At 41.5% G+C, this 17,896-nt stretch carries 13 protein-coding genes; 11 read left to right on the forward strand and 2 right to left on the reverse strand.

Annotation, left to right across the window (positions count from 1 at the left end; translation table 11 throughout):
• The first annotated feature begins 729 nt into the window (after positions 1–729).
• The 10 genes from PROVALCAL_RS01225 to fbaA all read left to right on the forward strand — a co-directional run bounded on the left by PROVALCAL_RS01225 (position 730) and on the right by fbaA (position 16,107).
• Positions 730–1,239 carry a hypothetical protein gene (locus PROVALCAL_RS01225; RefSeq protein ID WP_006657239.1) on the forward strand — a complete coding sequence of 170 codons (510 nt, stop codon included), beginning with the start codon at positions 730–732 and terminating at the stop codon, positions 1,237–1,239.
• Between the two features lie 65 nt (positions 1,240–1,304).
• Entirely contained in the window at positions 1,305–2,855 is a 1,551-nt protein-coding gene (locus tag PROVALCAL_RS01230; protein ID WP_006657240.1) for an Ig-like domain-containing protein, read from the forward strand.
• Positions 2,856–2,859: 4 nt separating this feature from the next.
• Positions 2,860–5,097, forward strand: coding sequence for an Ig-like domain-containing protein (locus PROVALCAL_RS01235; protein ID WP_006657241.1), 2,238 nt, complete (start codon positions 2,860–2,862; stop codon positions 5,095–5,097).
• Between the two features lie 82 nt (positions 5,098–5,179).
• On the forward strand, positions 5,180–6,439 hold the full coding sequence (locus PROVALCAL_RS01240) for a TolC family protein (protein WP_006657242.1): 1,260 nt from the start codon (positions 5,180–5,182) through the stop codon (positions 6,437–6,439).
• Positions 6,440–6,442: 3 nt separating this feature from the next.
• Positions 6,443–8,659 (forward strand): type I secretion system permease/ATPase, encoded by a 2,217-nt coding sequence (locus tag PROVALCAL_RS01245; protein WP_006657243.1) that lies wholly within the window; start codon positions 6,443–6,445, stop codon positions 8,657–8,659.
• Between the two features lies 1 nt (position 8,660).
• A complete protein-coding gene (locus PROVALCAL_RS01250; protein WP_006657244.1) occupies positions 8,661–9,896 on the forward strand; it encodes a beta-barrel domain-containing protein in 1,236 nt (411 codons plus the stop codon).
• A gap of 472 nt (positions 9,897–10,368) precedes the next feature.
• A complete protein-coding gene (gene tkt / locus PROVALCAL_RS01255; RefSeq protein ID WP_006657245.1) occupies positions 10,369–12,363 on the forward strand; it encodes a transketolase in 1,995 nt (664 codons plus the stop codon).
• Positions 12,364–12,683: 320 nt separating this feature from the next.
• A complete protein-coding gene (gene epd / locus PROVALCAL_RS01260; RefSeq protein WP_006657246.1) occupies positions 12,684–13,703 on the forward strand; it encodes an erythrose-4-phosphate dehydrogenase in 1,020 nt (339 codons plus the stop codon).
• 103 nt (positions 13,704–13,806) lie between these two features.
• A complete protein-coding gene (gene pgk, locus PROVALCAL_RS01265) occupies positions 13,807–14,970 on the forward strand; it encodes a phosphoglycerate kinase (protein WP_006657247.1) in 1,164 nt (387 codons plus the stop codon).
• 60 nt (positions 14,971–15,030) lie between these two features.
• Positions 15,031–16,107, forward strand: a complete 1,077-nt coding sequence (fbaA, locus tag PROVALCAL_RS01270; protein WP_006657248.1) for a class II fructose-bisphosphate aldolase — start codon at positions 15,031–15,033, stop codon at positions 16,105–16,107.
• A gap of 109 nt (positions 16,108–16,216) precedes the next feature.
• Here fbaA and PROVALCAL_RS01275 read toward each other — a convergent pair whose 3' ends face one another.
• Together PROVALCAL_RS01275 and PROVALCAL_RS19905 are read right to left on the reverse strand one after the other, a co-directional pair.
• Positions 16,217–16,468, reverse strand: coding sequence for a helix-turn-helix domain-containing protein (locus tag PROVALCAL_RS01275; RefSeq protein ID WP_006657249.1), 252 nt, complete (start codon positions 16,466–16,468; stop codon positions 16,217–16,219).
• A gap of 31 nt (positions 16,469–16,499) precedes the next feature.
• Positions 16,500–17,162 carry a hypothetical protein gene (locus PROVALCAL_RS19905; protein WP_243441083.1) on the reverse strand — a complete coding sequence of 221 codons (663 nt, stop codon included), beginning with the start codon at positions 17,160–17,162 and terminating at the stop codon, positions 16,500–16,502.
• 118 nt (positions 17,163–17,280) lie between these two features.
• Between PROVALCAL_RS19905 and PROVALCAL_RS19910 the strand changes: the two genes are divergently transcribed.
• Positions 17,281–17,445 (forward strand): hypothetical protein, encoded by a 165-nt coding sequence (locus PROVALCAL_RS19910; protein ID WP_243441084.1) that lies wholly within the window; start codon positions 17,281–17,283, stop codon positions 17,443–17,445.
• Positions 17,446–17,896 lie beyond the last annotated feature (451 nt).

The raw sequence follows: 17,896 nt of genomic DNA on the forward strand, positions 1-17,896 counted from the left end.
TATTCTTAATTTAAATTCATTTCTCAGTATTAAGTTAAATTATGAGGGGCAATAATTGATATATATTGATAAGTGTATCTGGAGATTATTTGAGAGAAGATTAAATTGTAATAATGTTTAATTGGAGAACTATAGCCTTATGATTTACACGCAGTAAAGGTATTTTATTATAATGAAGGTTTTACTCGTATTAGCGTATTTTTATCAAAATGTTAATAGTTATTAACATGGCCTATAGACCATTTTTTTCAAATGGTCTTTTGCTGGAATAATATTCTTTGTATTGCTTTGTAATTGGATTTTTGCTTTAATTTTTATTGATTTTATGGTTTTTATTCTCACACACCATATGGGTTATAAAAATAAATAAAAATTTAACATGGATTATAATTCATAAAAATCAATAAGTTGATATTCAATTGAAAGAATAGCGACTAAAAATGATATCTTTTCTTGCGATTGGTAGGTTTTAGGGGGTGAAAATTGACGCATGTCAACTTTCAACGATATAATGCTGAAGTTTTCATCATGTAACAAAGTATTTCAATCATCCATTTAATAGATTAGTTGAGTCGAAAAATAACGATAAACATTTATTTTTAAGCTGGAAGTTAAATAATTCCAAGCGTTAATATTTATTCAAATTACTAAACTATTTATTCTCTCTAATATAGCTTAGAGGGATTTTTCTTTGCATAAATAAAACACCATAGCGTTGAAAGGATTAATATGAAAAATTTTACTGGCGTTGTAATGTTATTATGCATTGCAGCATTGACTGGCTGTGTGCGTAATGAAGGACTTCACGGATATAATAACGAGAGCTGGAAGAATAAGAATATTCTCAAAGAGAGCAAGGAAGTTGAAAATAATAAAGCATTGGTTTCCTTTTATAGAATAGATAATCAAGTTGAAGGGAAAACAATTAATATATTCGTGAATAAACAGTATCTCACTTCATTAGAACCTAATGCGACTAAACAAATTAAATTGTGCTCTGGAAACAACAATTTTACTGCATATAAAACAGACGTTAGCGAACGCTATAATACTAAATTAAACGAAATCGATAATAAGCCATTAGAGCCAGGAAAATCCTATGCGTTCTTGGTCATTGAAACCAATGGAACAGTATCATTAAAACCACTGACAGAAAAAGAAGCTAATGAATTTAAAGGGAAAGTTAGTAATCAGATTCATACTTTACCACGTGTGGATGTAGCTCAAAGCTGCCAATAATTAATACGTTCTTAAACTAAATTTAATTCAATAAATAATTGTCTGATACGAGGCAATGGATAACTATGTCTATTAAAAAAATATCAATTAAAGTTAATAATAGCAAAGAGACGATTGAGCAATATTCTGTCACTGGTGGAGAAAACGGCGCAGGTAAATTAAAACAACCACTGCATATTAATGCACAAAAAAATGTAAATTATTTATTAATTGATGAAAGTACACAATTCGCGCCAGAAAATATCGCGGTTAAGCGCGTAGATAAAAATCTAGTCATTGCATTTGAAGGTGGTGACGTAGAAAGCCCTGATTTAATTATTGAAAATTACTTTGCTGAAAACGGTGCCATTGGCTACCACGAAGGTGATGCAAACCTAATTATCGGCCAATATGAAAATGGTCAATATTTTCCATATGTTCCTGAAAGCGCTGTAAAGGCAGATGCAATAAGCCAACTGGCTGATGGCCAGGCTACAGGGCAAGCTATCGGTGGCGATGCACTACCGCCAATGTGGGCATTTAATCCATGGTGGTTAGCAGCGTTGGTTCCTCTCATTGGAATTCCTGCTATTGCAATTGGCGGCGGTGGTGGTGGCGGTGGTCACTCCAAAGTGGTTGATCATGCACCTATTGCGGGTGATGATTCTGCGCATACTAAGCATAATACCCCCATTTCTATCCATGTTACCGCCAATGATAGTGATGTTGATGGTGACTTAAATCCTAATTCTATTCGTATTGTCAAAGAGGGTTCCAAAGGAACGGTGACGATCGGTAAAGATGGAAAAATAGTCTATACGCCAAACAAAGGCGAGTATGGTATTGATACCATTACTTATGTAGTAAAAGATCGTGCAGGTCATGAGTCTAACGTAGCCACTATTACGGTAAAAATTGATGCTGCACCAGAGGCGAAGGATGATTCCGCGGCAACCAAAGAATCCAAGCCTGTCACTATCGATATGGAAAACAACTATTCTGATAAAGACGGAGACGTTGACCATAGTTCTCTAGAAATTAAAACTAATGGTGCTAAAGGTTTTGCGAAGTTTGTGAATGGCAAGCTGGTGTACACCCCGAAAGCGGGCGAAGTGGGCACCGACACCATCACGTATCAAGTCAAAGACAAGAACGGCAACGTATCCAACGAAGCGACGGTGACCATCGAAATCGACGCCGCTCCGGTGGCGAATGATGATGCGGCTGCGACCAAAGAATCGGTGCCCGTCACGATTGACGTGTTAGACAACGATAGCGACTTAGACGGCGATATCGACCCAAGCACGCTGACTATTATCACCAACGGTAGCAAAGGCACCGCAGAATTTGTGAACGGCAAGCTGGTGTACACCCCGAAGGCAGGCGAAGTGGGCACCGACACCATCACGTATCAAGTCAAAGACAAGAACGGCAACGTATCCAACGAAGCGACGGTGACCATCGAAATCGACGCCGCTCCGGTGGCGAATGATGACACAGCAAGAACAAATCAAGCCACTTCAGTGACTATTGACGTATTAGCAAATGATACTGATTTAGATAAAGATCTTGATCCAACTACACTGACTATCGTGGACCAGCCAGCACAAGGCAAAGTAGAATATCGTCGATGGTAAACTGGTGTATACACCGAATGCGGGAGCTAAAGGTACAGATACCATTACTTACCAAGTCAAAGACAAGAATGGCAACGTATCCAATGAAGCTACTGTGACCATTGCGATCAATGAGCCGCCTGTTGCAGGTGACGATTATGGTAAAACTAAGCAAGGCGTTCCGACAACAATTGATGTTTTGGCTAACGATAAAGATCCTGATGGGGAATTGGATAAATCGACTCTGCATATTGAAAAGAACGGAAGCAAAGGTACTGCTACGTTCGATGTGGATGGTAAATTGATTTATACACCAAAACCAGGTGCAACAGGTCAAGATACCATTACATATACGGTGAAAGATAAAGATGGCAGTATCTCGAATACCGCTACCATCACAATTGATATTGTGCCAACACAGACTACGCCGACAGAAGTTTATGAAAAAGGGTTAAGAACAGATGGCACGGCTGGTGATAAATCGTCTGTGACTGTAAATGGCGTTATCGAGCTATCTAACCCAACGGATAAACCAACAACACCAAGCGATATTAAGATCATCGAGCCGACAACCAAGTTAACTTCTGGTGGTGAACCCATTAAATGGGAGCCTTCGGATAACGGTTTTGTGGGTAAAACGCCAGATGGGAAAGAGGTTATTTCTGTCAAAGTCACTGATACCCCAACAGCAGATGGCAACACAAAAGTTAACTATGAAGTTAACCTAAAAGGTCTTGTTGACCACCCAGAGGGTAAAGATTCTCTGAATATTGAGTTTGGTGTTAACAATGGCACAGATGAAGTGAAAACAGAAATCGTGGTGCATGATGATAAGCCAAGTGCCGCGGATGTTGAATTATCAGTAGAGCCGCCAGCAGACAATACTTTTTACGCCAACTTAATTATCTCACTAGACTTATCCAGCAGTATGGGAAGGGATGATAGCGGGATTCAAGGTGGCAATACTCATTCAGGCATGAAAACGCGATATGACGCAGCATTAGACTCAATTGAAAGTGTACTTAATAGCTATGAAGAAAGGTTAAATAGTGCTGATGCGGGAGAAGTCCGCGTGAGTATGAATGGCTTTGCGAAACAAGCGTCAGCAATTGGTGCTATTAAAGGGTATCCAATGGATCAACCTTATTGGTGTTCAATCGCGGATGCGAGAAAAATTGTTGAAGGATTGCGTGGTTATCAAGAGTTACGCCCTGACCATCAAGTTATTGGGGTAGATACGAACTATGATGCTGCTTTGCAACAAATTATTAGTATTTTCCAAAAACCATCCAGCAGTGGAATGGAGCCACTGGATGCTAAGAATATCAGTGGGAAATTGGATAACACATTGTTTGTAATCACTGATGGTATTCCAAACTTTGGTAACCAAGAAGGTAGTCAAGATCCTTTGGTGGGCAATGGCATTGCACCAACATCGCCAAATGGTTTTATTCCTGGTAGCCCTAATTCTGATATTGGTGAAGATAGCTGGAAAGCTTTCTTAACTGAAAAAGGAATTCGTTCAGTTGCGATTGGTATTGGTCAGGATATGCTCAATAGCTCCAATGGTAAAACGGGCGAAGAGTTTATTAAGCCTATCGCTTTTGATGGTCAAAAAGGCAAAGATAATGATGGTAGTGATGTTATCGTCTTGAAAGATATGAGTTCGTTATCAAACATATTAGAAAAATATGTTCCTAGCGAAAATACGATTGAAAGTAGTTTCTCCAAAAATAGTCAGGATGAAAAAACCTTAAGCTTTGGTGCCGATGGCATGAAATCAATCAGCATTGAAGTGGATGGTAATACCTACAAATATGATCCAAAAACTAATTCTATTACCTCTGATGGTAAAGATAAGAGTATTTGGGCAGATTTCGGTGGCGGTGAAGTCGCCATTAAAACTGAAGCAGGCGGCTTACTCTCTATCTCGTTAGGTGAGAAAAACTTTGGTCAATTAACCTACCGTCCGGGGACAACACGTCCAATTGGAATGGAAAAAGAGACCTTCACACTGACACTAACGGATAACGATGGAACCAATGGTAAATCATCAATTTCAGTGGATATCAGTAAGTTAAAAGAATCTGGTCATACAGGTTTAAATGATGCTGATTTAACGGCACTGAAATTGTTCTCACCAGAAAGTGCAATGGAGTTATCTGGGGGGGATCATGATGTCAATGCAACATCCAGCCACTCTACTGGTTTCATGCATTCATCATTAGATGCATTACAAGAAACTCAAAACGCCATTATTTAAGACTATTTATTGAGGGTTGCTCATCAGTAGCCCTCAATATTTTACGTCGCCAACCCCTGTTTTATTACTTTGCGCCAAATTTATGAAATCTATGATTAATGGCATCTTAGCGTTAGTTTTTGTGAAGATGTTTTCTCTTTCTGCTGTGGCAGATGTAGTTGAATTAAAAAACCTATTAAAAGATTCACTCGATAGTGCCCCAGAAGTTCAAGAGGCTTATGCCAATTATCAAGCGGCGCAGAGCAACGTTAGTGCGGCGGAAGCTGGGCATTATCCTGTTGTCAGTTTAATGGGAACCCAGCCTCTTGCGCAGCAACACAAATATGAAAGTAACGCGATGGAATCGGGGTTTCACCTCGGTACCAAAGCGACCATGAATATTTATTCTTGGGGTGGGATTGAAGCGGGTGTCGACCGCGAACAGTCCAAGCAAAGTTACTACGAAAACCAATATATTCTTTCTCAAGAAGATATCAGTGTGCGCATTAGTCAGCTTTATTTACAGGTTTTGCGCCACAAAGAAACTCTTGATGTTATTGATGAAAACCTCGTTCGTCATCACCAAATTGCAAAGCAGCTGACTACCATCGTCCAACATGATTCGGGGCGAATGAGTGAGCTAACACAAGTGAAAGCGCGCACCTTAAAAGTGGAAATGAGCCGCGCCGAAACAGAAAGAAACCTGAATTTAGCCCTGAGCCAATTATCGATTTTGACTCAGCGCCAGCTCACTGTAGACCAATTTGTTGATCCCTTCAGATCGACAACGAGTGGTGTAATTTTGGCGAGATTCCAAGATGATAACTTAGAGAATAATCCAAGCTATAAAGCCCAAGTAGCGGATGCTCAAAGTCTCAATGCAGACGTTAAAGTTGCGAGTGCGATGAGAAAGCCAGCATTGAATTTAGAAGTCAGTGCCACCCCCGATAACAGTGAAGTATTTTTACGGGTCTCTTGGAATATTTTCGACCAAGCCAGCTATTACAGCCAAGCACAAAAAGAATATGCCTTATCGGCAGCGAATGAGCGTATTAAGAAGACATTCCGTGAAATTAAAGAAATGAGTCAATCTGCGGCGATCAATATGGCGCAAAGTGAAAAGCAAGGAAACATAGCAAAAGCCTATATCGCAGAACAAAAAGTGGTGATCAGTAACTATGAAAAGCAATTCACCATCAACCGCCGTACTTTAATTGATTTGCTCGATGCGTATAACGAGCTTGCAAGCATTCAAACCAGCGCCGTTATCTTACAAAACGATTTCCGTGACGCGACACTTAATTACCTCAGCGTGCAGGCGAAAATGTCTGCATGGATGAACCAAGAATTGGCTTCAAGATAAATTATGAATATTATTAATAACCTATCATTAGTCACCCAGCGTTTGGGTTATACCCTTTCACCGGAAATCTTATTAGCACAAACCAAGCGTACTGAGTCGAAGTCTTTCGATTATGCCTCGTTAGTAAATGTGTTGAATTCCCACCAATTTGATAACCAGATCATTGAAATCGATCTGCATAAGATCCCGACGATTGCGGCGCCGTTTCTGGCGCTATTGGCAAATAATGAATCAGTGGTGATCAGCAAAATTGAAGATGGGGAAAATGGGCGTCATTTCGAGATCTTAACGGAAGAAGGCTTACGTCAAACATTAAGCGTGCAAGATCTGGCAGTGAACTACAGCGGCTATAGCTGGTTTATTAAACGTAATATTCGTTCAGAAACCCGTTCGGAAATTGATAAATACGAAACCAGCAGCTTCTGGAAAGTGATTTGGCGCTATAAAAAATATTACTACCAAGTGATCATCGCATCGTTTGTCATCAACTTATTAGCCTTAATTAGTTCCCTGTATGTGATGAATGTGTATGACCGTGTGATCCCAAACCAAGCTTACGAAACCTTATGGGTACTGACCATCGGTGTTGTGCTTGCCATTGGCTTTGAATTTCTCGCCAAAATGCTGCGATCTTACTTATTAGATATCGCAGGAAAAAAAGCGGATATCGTGATCAGCGCCATGCTATTCCATCGCGTGATGGGGATCCGCCTTGATAAGCGCCCAGCGTCATCAGGATCGTATGCCAACAATTTACGTGACTTCGAATCCATTCGTGAATTCATGACCAGCGCGAGCTTATTAGCGCTCGTCGATCTGCCGTTTATTTTGCTGTTTATCGGTGTGATCAGCGTCATTGGTGGATACTTAGCGTTAGTGCCACTGACCATTATTCCGGTTGTGGTGATCGCGGGTCTTTTGATCCAAAAGCCACTAGCAAAAGGGATCAACGCCTCAATGAAAGAAACGTCTCAACGCCAAGGTTTAGCAGTTGAATCCATTGAAGGGATCGAAACCTTAAAGCTGAATAATGCCGTGAATTGGGCACAACAGCGTTGGGAAATGCTTACAGAGAAAACCGCATTTTCATCCATTGCCGTGCGTAACCTGACCAACTTTATGGTCAACTTCAGTGCGGCGATGCAGCAGCTCAATACCGTCGGTTTAGTGTGCTTGGGAACTTACCTGATCCACGCGAATGATGTGAACTCGCGTATTACGATGGGGGCATTGATCGCCAGTGTGATCTTATCCGGTCGAGCATTAGCGCCACTGGGGCAAATTGCAGGGCTGGCAACACGTTTTCAATCAGCGCGTATGGCATTAGCGGGCGTTAAAAATATCTTTAATCGCCCCGTAGAGCGCGAAGATCACAAAAAATACATTTCACCGACTTCTGTTAATGGCGCATTACGACTGACCAATGTGACTTATCAATATAATAAAGATGGGCAGCCAGCATTGAACAACATTAATTTAGAGATTAAAGCGGGTGAGAAAGTCGCGATCCTCGGTAAAATTGGTGGCGGGAAAAGTACATTACTGAAGCTATTGACTGGTCTGTATGAGCAACAGCAAGGAAATATCAGCTTAGATGACATCGATATTCGCCAAATTGATCCGATTTTCCTCAGAAGCAAAGTTGGCATGCTGGCTCAAAAGCCGCGTTTATTCTTTGGAACCTTACGTGAAAACTTGGATTTGGCTCGTCTTGATGGCTATTCAAGTGATGACGATTTGGTGCGTGCACTTAAGCGTTTCCAGCTTGATAAAATTATTCGTCAGCATCCTGCCGGTTTAGATATGCCTTTGGGGGAGGATGGACTAGGGCTATCGGGTGGACAAAAACAGATAGTAGCACTGGCACAGTTAACCTTACATAACCCAAATGTGGTGTTACTGGACGAGCCAACCACGGGCATTGATGTGGATACTGAGAAATTGGTTCTGGATGCTCTGGAGGCGTGGACTCAGGAAAAAACGCTGATTGTCGTAACGCATAAATTACCCATTTTACGTTTAGTTGACCGAATTATTGTGATGGACGATGGCAAAATCTTAATAGATGGTCCTAAGCAGAAAGTATTAAAAATGCTAGGACAGTCAGAACAGCCAGCAGACACTGTTTCTACCGATAAACCTGCGCCACAGCAGGCACCACAAGTACGCGTTGTTTCTCAAGTTAGACATACCGTAACAAAAGAAGAAGAGGCGATTTAAAATGGATCATTATGGTAAAGCGCCTAAACAGCAGCGTACTATTTCTAACGATTTTTCTCATGACTTAGCATCCGTGATGAAAAAAGAACGTAGCAATTTACTGTTTCTGCCTATTATCTTTTTGGCGCTATTGCTGACGATTTTTATCATCTGGGCGTATAACAGTAATTTAGAAGAGATTATTCGCGGGCAGGGAACCATTATCCCCAGTAGCCGTGAGCAAGTCATTCAGAGTATCGACCCAGGTAATATCCAAGAAATGTATGTTAAAGAAGGGGATATTGTTGAAAAAGGGCAAATTTTACTGAAGTTGGATGATGCTCGTAGTCGGGCGTTATTACGTGAAAGCCAAGCTCGAGTACAAAACTTAGAGGCTATCTCAGCGCGTTTGAAAGGGGAATCTCGTAACGAAGAGCCTGATTTTTCAAAGATAGCGGATCAAGAATTAGTGGCGCGCGAACGTAATGCCTACAACGCGAAAAAGACTCAGCGCGACCAAGCGATAGCAGGTTTACGTCAAAGCAAAGGGCTATTGGATCGAGAAATCGCGATCACTAAGCCGTTGGCGAAAGAAGGATTAGTTTCCAATGTGGAGATCCTGCGAATGGAAAGACAATCTGTTGAGTTGGCAACCCAAATCAACGAACGCATGAATAACTATCTGGCGGAAGCTAATGCGGAATTAATCAAAGTCGAGTCGGAGTTGGATCAAGCGGAAGAGAGCATGAGTATGCGTGAAGATCCGGTGGCACGCTCGGAGATCCGCGCCCCCGTTCACGGCATCGTAAAAAATATTAAGATCAATACGATTGGCGGCGTGGTTAACACGGGGCAAGATATTCTTGAAATCATCCCTCTGGATGACAAACTCATGGTCGAAGCGTACATTCGCCCACAAGATGTTGCATTCTTAAGACCGGGTATGCCTGTGGTTGTTAAAGTGACGGCTTATGATTACGCTATTTATGGTGGTTTAAATGGGGTAGTGAAGTTAATCAGCCCAGACACGCTAAGTAATGATACACGTCGCAGTGAGTTAAAGCTCAATCCAGATGAGACCTTCTACCGAATTCTTGTCGAAACAGAGAGCAATTATTTGTTAGACAAAAATAACCAGAAAATGGAAATAATTCCGGGTATGGTGGCATCAGTAGATATTAAAACAGGCGAAAAAAGTGTGTTTGATTATCTTATTAAGCCAATCACGCGTATGAAACAGGCAATGACAGAACGTTAATCATCCTCTAAATGCCGTGATATAAAAATGAGGGCGCTAATGTTAGCGCCCTTGTTGTTTTGTGTGGGTTTTCCCGTCAAAAATTTGCCAAATATCACTAATATTGAGGCTAATTACTCAAGAAGCATAAATCACCTTGATCCTAAGTGGTGAACTCAGGTTTAATAAGGTCAGGCAATTGCGCAAAACGAAGAACCCAAAGGGATATTTTGCGCAATGGAAAGGATTCAGCTTGACGGTTGCGATAAAGATCCGCAGTCTGCTGTCAGATTGTTTCAAATAATTGCTGTATGGATGAAATTGCGTTAGTTTCGTAGAGTCTCATCGCCAAACTTCAAGTTGTGGGTAGGTTTAATAAGCGCTTATGCACCTGCGGCTCGAATTATTGAGGCTAACTCTATAAACCGCAATGATTCTCTATTGCGTTGTGAATATTGGTTTAAGTACGTTCTATCCTACTTGGAGTATACTAATGACGACTCGTAAAACCCTTGCTAATGCTATCCGCTTTCTGAGTATGGATGCGGTTCAAAAAGCAAAATCAGGGCACCCTGGCGCACCAATGGGCATGGCTGATATCGCTGAAGTTCTTTGGCGCAACCATATGAATCATAACCCAGCAGATCCACATTGGGCTAACCGTGACCGCTTTGTACTGTCTAACGGTCATGGCTCAATGCTGATTTATAGCTTGCTGCATCTGACTGGTTATGACTTATCTATTGATGAGTTAAAGAACTTCCGTCAATTGCATTCTAAAACCCCAGGTCACCCAGAATATGGTTATACGCCAGGTGTTGAAACTACCACGGGTCCTTTAGGTCAAGGTATTGCAAACGCTGTGGGCTTTGCAATTGCTGAACGTACTTTAGCGGCGCAATTTAACCGTCCAGGTCATGATGTCGTCGACCACCACACCTACGTGTTCATGGGTGATGGCTGTATGATGGAAGGTATTTCCCACGAAGTATGTTCATTAGCAGGTACACTGAAGTTAAATAAACTGGTCGCATTCTATGATGACAACGGCATCTCTATCGATGGTGAAGTTGAAGGCTGGTTTACTGATGATACTGCAGCACGTTTCGAAGCGTACGGCTGGCATGTTATTCGTGACATTAACGGTCACGATGCAGACCAAATCAATGCGGCAGTGAACGAAGCACACAAACAGTCAGACAAACCAACCCTGATTATGTGTAAAACCGTTATCGGTTTCGGTTCACCAAACAAAGCCGGCACTGAAGCAGTTCACGGCGCACCTTTAGGTGATGCAGAGATTGCAGCAACACGTGAAGCGCTGGGCTGGAACTACGGTCCATTCGAAATCCCAGCGGATATCTACCAAGCTTGGGATGCACGTGAAGCTGGTAAAGAAAAACAACATTCTTGGAATGAAAAATTCGCAGCATACGCGAAAGCGTATCCTGAATTAGCGAAAGAATTCGAACGCCGTATGGCGGGTGAATTACCGGCTAACTTTGATGCTGAAGCGAAAAAATTCATCGACAATCTGCAACAAAATCCAGCTAATATTGCAAGCCGTAAAGCGTCTCAAAACGCATTAGAAGCGTTTGGTAAGGTATTACCAGAATTTCTGGGCGGTTCTGCGGATTTAGCACCAAGTAACTTAACCATGTGGTCAGGTTCTAAACCACTGAACGAAGACAAAGCGGGTAACTACATCCATTATGGTGTACGTGAATTCGGTATGTCTGCGATCATGAACGGTATCGCTCTACATGGCGGTTTCGTGCCTTATGGCGCAACATTCTTAATGTTCGTTGAATATGCACGTAACGCGGTACGTATGGCAGCGTTGATGAAAATTCGTAGCATCTTCGTTTACACCCATGACTCAATCGGTCTGGGTGAAGATGGTCCAACTCACCAACCAGTAGAACAACTGGCAAGTTTACGTGTGACACCAAACATGAGCACATGGCGTCCATGTGACCAAGTTGAATCTGCGGTAGCTTGGAAATATGCGATTGAGCGTAAAGATGGTCCAAGCGCACTGATTTTCTCTCGTCAAAACTTGGAACAGCAACCTCGTACCGCTGAGCAATTAGCGAATATCGAGAAAGGGGCTTATATCCTGAAAGATTGCGCAGGTACACCTGAGCTAATCTTTATTGCAACGGGTTCTGAAGTTGAGTTAGCAGTGAAAGCAGCGGATCAACTGACTGCAGAAGGACGTAAAGTTCGTGTGGTCTCTATGCCATCAACGGATGCATTCGACAAACAAGACGCGGCTTACCGTGAATCTGTTCTGCCTTCAAGCGTGAGCGCTCGTGTTGCGATTGAAGCGGGCATTGCGGACTACTGGTTCAAATACACGGGTCTGAATGGCGCTATCATTGGTATGCATTCATTCGGTGAATCAGCTCCAGCTGACGTGTTGTTCAAAGAATTCGGTATTACGGTTGAAAATGCAGTGAATGCAGCGAAATCTCTACTGAAATAATTCATAAGATGCACCGCGGTTAAACGCGGACATCCGAAAGTGAATGAATGTAATTTACGCCTCAATATCAAGTTTGGTATTGGGGCGTTGTTTTTTTGTGCACCCTTTCTTGTTTTTCTATTGCGTTCTATAAATATATCCCTTAATCTAAAACTTGATTAGCTGAACCGTTTCAGTTTCGTTTGAGAAAATGTAAATAAATTTTAAAAATGTCGAGTGAAGCACACTTTTGATGTTTGACAGCTAAAATGAGCAGTAGAGTTGGTGGTAGTCAGTTATCCTTAGCAACCGTGTGATTTTGCTCAGATACAAGGTGTAGAATGGCAATCAGGGTAGCAATAAACGGCTTCGGTCGTATTGGTCGAAGTGTCCTTAGAGCACTATATGAATCAGGTCGTCGGGCAGAAATTGTCGTTGTGGCGATCAATGAATTAGCTGAACCGGAAGGTATTGCTCATTTGCTGAAGTATGATTCAAGTCACGGACGCTTTGCATGGGATGTCCGCCTCAATGGCGATTTGCTACAAGTTGGGGATGACAATATGCGTCTTTTCCATCAAGCGGATATCAGCAAGCTACCTTGGAAAGAATTAGGTGTGGATGTGGTATTAGATTGCACAGGCGTTTACGGCTCTCGCGAAGATGGCATTAAGCATCTGGAAGCTGGCGCAAAAAAAGTGCTCTTTGCGCATCCGGGAACCGATGATCTTGATGCAACCATTGTGTATGGTGTGAATCATGACAGCCTACAAGGAAGCGATACCATCGTTTCCAATGCATCTTGTACGACCAACTGTATTATTCCTGTCATCAAAGTTTTAGATGATGCTTTTGGTATAGAGTCGGGCACCGTCACTACCATTCATGCATCCATGAATGATCAGCCTGTGATTGATGCCTACCATAAAGATTTGCGCAGAACCCGTTCCGCTAGCCAATCGATTATTCCCGTTGATACAAAGCTGGCGGCAGGGATCACTCGAATTTTCCCAAAATTTCAAGGGAGTTTCGAAGCGATTTCGGTACGTGTTCCTACGACCAATGTCACTGCCATTGATTTAAGCGTGACTGTCGATGCGGATGTTTGCGTTGATAAAGTTAACAAGCTACTACAGAGCGCCGCGCACGGGCATTTTCGTGGTATAGTAGACTATACTGAATTACCGTTAGTCTCGATGGATTTTAATCATGATCCACATAGCGCTATCATTGATGGCACGCAAACACGCGTTAGCGGTAAAAATTTGATCAAAACTCTCGTTTGGTGTGATAACGAATGGGGGTTTGCTAACCGGATGCTAGATACAACCCTAGCGATGGCAGCAACAGGTTTAAACTAATTGGCGTCTGACAGACAGCAGGGCACAATAACCCAATACGTTATTTATTGCCCAGCCCAGTCGCTAATGAAAACTTTATAGAGAATCAACAAGAGGATTCACCATGTCTGTAATTAAGATGACCGATTTGGACTTAGCGGGTAAACGCGTTTTCATTCGTTCGGACCTAAACGTTCCTGTTAAAGATGGTAAAGTTACTTCAGACGCACGTATTCGTGCTTCATTACCAACAATTGAATTAGCACTGAAACAAGGTGCTAAAGTCATGGTTACTTCCCACCTAGGTCGCCCGACTGAAGGTGAGTACAACGAAGAGTTTTCACTGCAACCTGTTGTTGACTATCTGGCCGCTAAATTAGATAACCCAGTTCGTTTAGTTAAAGACTACTTGAATGGCGTGGATATCGCTGAAGGCGAATTAGTTGTTCTGGAAAACGTGCGTTTTAACAAAGGCGAAAAGAAAGACGACGAAACACTGTCTAAACAGTATGCTGCACTGTGTGATGTGTATGTGATGGATGCGTTCGGTACTGCTCATCGTGCTCAAGCATCAACTCACGGTGTCGCAAAATTCTCTCCAGTTGCGTGTGCGGGCCCGCTGTTAAGCAATGAATTAGAAGCATTAGGCAAAGCGCTAGGTAATCCAGCACGCCCAATGGTTGCTATCGTAGGCGGTTCTAAAGTTTCGACTAAACTGACTGTATTAGATTCCCTGTCTAAAATTGCTGACCAACTGATTGTTGGTGGTGGCATCGCCAATACGTTCATCGCTGCGGAAGGCAACAATGTGGGACGCTCTTTATATGAAGCAGACCTGATCCCAGAAGCGAAAAAATTACTGGCTAACTGCCAAATCCCAGTGCCAACTGATGTTCGCGTGGCTACCGAGTTCTCAGAAACTGCTGAAGCAACACTGAAAGCAAGTAACGCTATCAAAGATGATGAGCAAATTCTGGACTTAGGTGATGAATCCGCAGAACGTCTGGCTGAAATTCTGAAAAATGCGAAAACCATTCTTTGGAACGGCCCTGTGGGCGTATTCGAATTCCCTAACTTCCGTAAGGGAACAGAAATCGTTGCTCGTGCTATCGCAGACAGCGACGCTTTCTCAATCGCTGGTGGTGGTGACACCCTAGCGGCGATCGATTTATTCGGTATCGCTGATAAGATTTCATACATCTCTACGGGTGGCGGTGCTTTCCTTGAATTCGTTGAAGGTAAAAAGCTCCCAGCCGTTGTAATGCTAGAAGAACGTGCTAAAGCGTAATTAATTTGTTCATACACAACAGGCAGCGTAGGCTGCCTGTTCACCACAGGACCTTTTCACATGTCTAAAATTTTTGATTTTGTTAAACCAGGTGTTATCACTGGTGATGATGTACAGAAAGTTTTCGCGGTTGCCAAAGAAAATAACTTTGCATTGCCAGCTGTGAACTGTGTTGGTACTGATTCAATTAACGCCGTACTTGAAGCGGCAGCTAAAGTACGCGCTCCGGTTATTGTTCAGTTCTCTAACGGTGGTGCTGCATTTATCGCAGGTAAAGGCCTGAAAGCTGAAGGGCAACAAGCCGCTATCTTAGGTGCCATTTCAGGTGCCCACCATGTACACCAAATGGCAGAACACTACGGTGTGCCAGTGATTCTACATACTGACCACTGTGCGAAGAAATTACTGCCATGGATCGATGGTCTGTTAGATGCAGGCGAAAAACACTACGCGAAAACTGGCAAACCACTGTTCTCTTCTCACATGATTGATCTGTCAGAAGAATCTCTGGAAGAAAACATTGCAATCTGTTCTAAATATTTAGAGCGCATGGCGAAAATCGACATGACTCTGGAAATCGAATTAGGTTGTACTGGTGGTGAAGAAGACGGTGTTGATAACACTGGCATGGACAGCTCAGCGCTGTACACCCAACCAGAAGACGTGGCTTACGCTTACGAAAAACTGAACGCTATCAGCCCACGTTTCACTATCGCAGCTTCTTTTGGTAACGTACACGGTGTTTATAAGCCAGGTAACGTACAATTAACGCCAAAAATTCTGCGTAACTCCCAAGACTACGTGTCTGAGAAATTTAACCTACCACACAACAGCTTAGATTTCGTTTTCCACGGTGGTTCCGGTTCAAGCGCTGCTGAAATCAAAGAAGCAGTAAGCTACGGTGTTATCAAAATGAACATCGATACCGATACTCAGTGGGCAACATGGGATGGTATTTTACAGTATTACAAAGCGAAAGAAGGCTACCTGCAATCTCAGTTAGGTAACCCAGAAGGCGATGATAAGCCAAACAAAAAATACTACGATCCACGTGTGTGGCTGCGTAAAGCACAAGACTCAATGGTTGTTCGTTTAGAGCAAGCATTCAAAGAACTGAACTGTGTAGACGTTCTGTAATTTAAGAGTCGGGCTACAAATAGAAAATCCCTCAGTAAGGCGACTTGCTGGGGGATTTTTTTATGCTTTGAAAAAGATGCTGGGTGTATTTGGTATAAATACAGCGGCATTATAAGTTGATTGTCATGGACTGGTTTCTACGCTCCAAAAAATAATTCAAATCACATTGCAGTACGTTGGCGAAGATACACAATCGAGAAATCGTGAAGTTTTGAGTGCCACGCTCATAGCGAGAGATTTGCTGTTGGCTTAAGCCCGTTTTCTTACCTAAAATGCTCGCGCTCCAGCCTAGCAATAACCGGCGTTTACGAACTTTGGCGCCAATATCAGTGTTTGAGATATGATTATCATAGAGAGCCATATGCTGTCCTCGTTTGTTTTTTATTTCTTCATTATGAAAATGAGAAAATATTGGTGTGAAAGAAAGATTGACCATTAAATAAAATTAATCCGATGATGAAAACACTAAGGCCAATAATAAAAGTGCTAAAACTAAACAATAAAGAAAGATGCTTATTAATATAAAAAATAGACTGCTCTTTGAGTGGGAATGATGCATCTGAAAAAGATAAAAATAATATAATCATTCCCCAATGCAGTACCGACTGTAAAAAAGGGTGCTCTAAGTTACTGTTGATGACAACAGGCGTTAGCGCTAATACCAACGATATTGAGTATCCATTTCCATTTTTTTTATATTTAATGATTGACTGATAAATAACATAAATTCCTCCTGTAATAAGAAATGACATGAAAATAAGATTAATATATCCACCTGTCATCACCCAACGTAAAATTTCATTAAAAACATGGGGCATAATGTAATTATCAGAGCTCAAAAATGGAATTTGATTTGTTTCAAAACTCGCATTCATTATTAACGGTTTTTCCCACATTTCAGTTGGCGGTGAGATAAACAGTGAAATGGAAAATCTCAACATTTGTTTAATATGGAAACGATTAATAATTTCACTATCAATATATTTTGGACATAACTGAATCAAGTAAACACCGATAAACACAGCAATGGCGATGATGAAATAGCTTACACTCACTCTGAGTTTATTCTTCTGGTAAAACAAGCAGATAAAGATAAATGTACATACGGCGAAACTCAATATTATCGTTACGGACTGTAAGATAACGAGCATCATGGTAAAAAGAAAAATGCCAATGCCTAATAGCATCGTGCGGCATTTTTCTTGGAAAAGTGATGCTAATTTAAACTGCGATAAAACCATAGTCATTAACGATAATATGCAACTCATTGCCATATTAACCGACAAAACGGTGATTTGCTGGGTCAAGCCGTATGAGCGCATGCCGGTTGCAAAATAAAAAATATTGGTTTCAAAGATATACTGGTAAATAGTAAAAAAACACTGAATTACATTAATAATTATGAAGCAATAAATACAGAAAGATTGAATTAACCATTTCTCTCTTATTTGCAGCCCGACAATGTAGAGTATTACACCAGCACTAATTCCAGACCAATACCAAAATATGATATTGGTATTTTCTTGTACATAAAAAAGATTAATGCTTAATATCACGAGCCCTAGACAAAAACACATTGCTGGAATCGTAATGAAAATTTTTATTTTTCTATAAAATACAGTAAATGCAATGATAGAAATAATTAATACAATCGCTAACCAGCTAATAATATTCTGTGGCAACGATTGCCGGAGGCTCCCTAAATTGTCAATATAAATTATGCTGGCGAGATTCCAAATAATAAAAATACTAATGAATATAGAACGAGAAAGCATAATCATATTATTTT

This window comes from Providencia alcalifaciens DSM 30120 (assembly GCF_000173415.1).
GTDB classification, from domain to species: Bacteria; Pseudomonadota; Gammaproteobacteria; order Enterobacterales; family Enterobacteriaceae; genus Providencia; species Providencia alcalifaciens.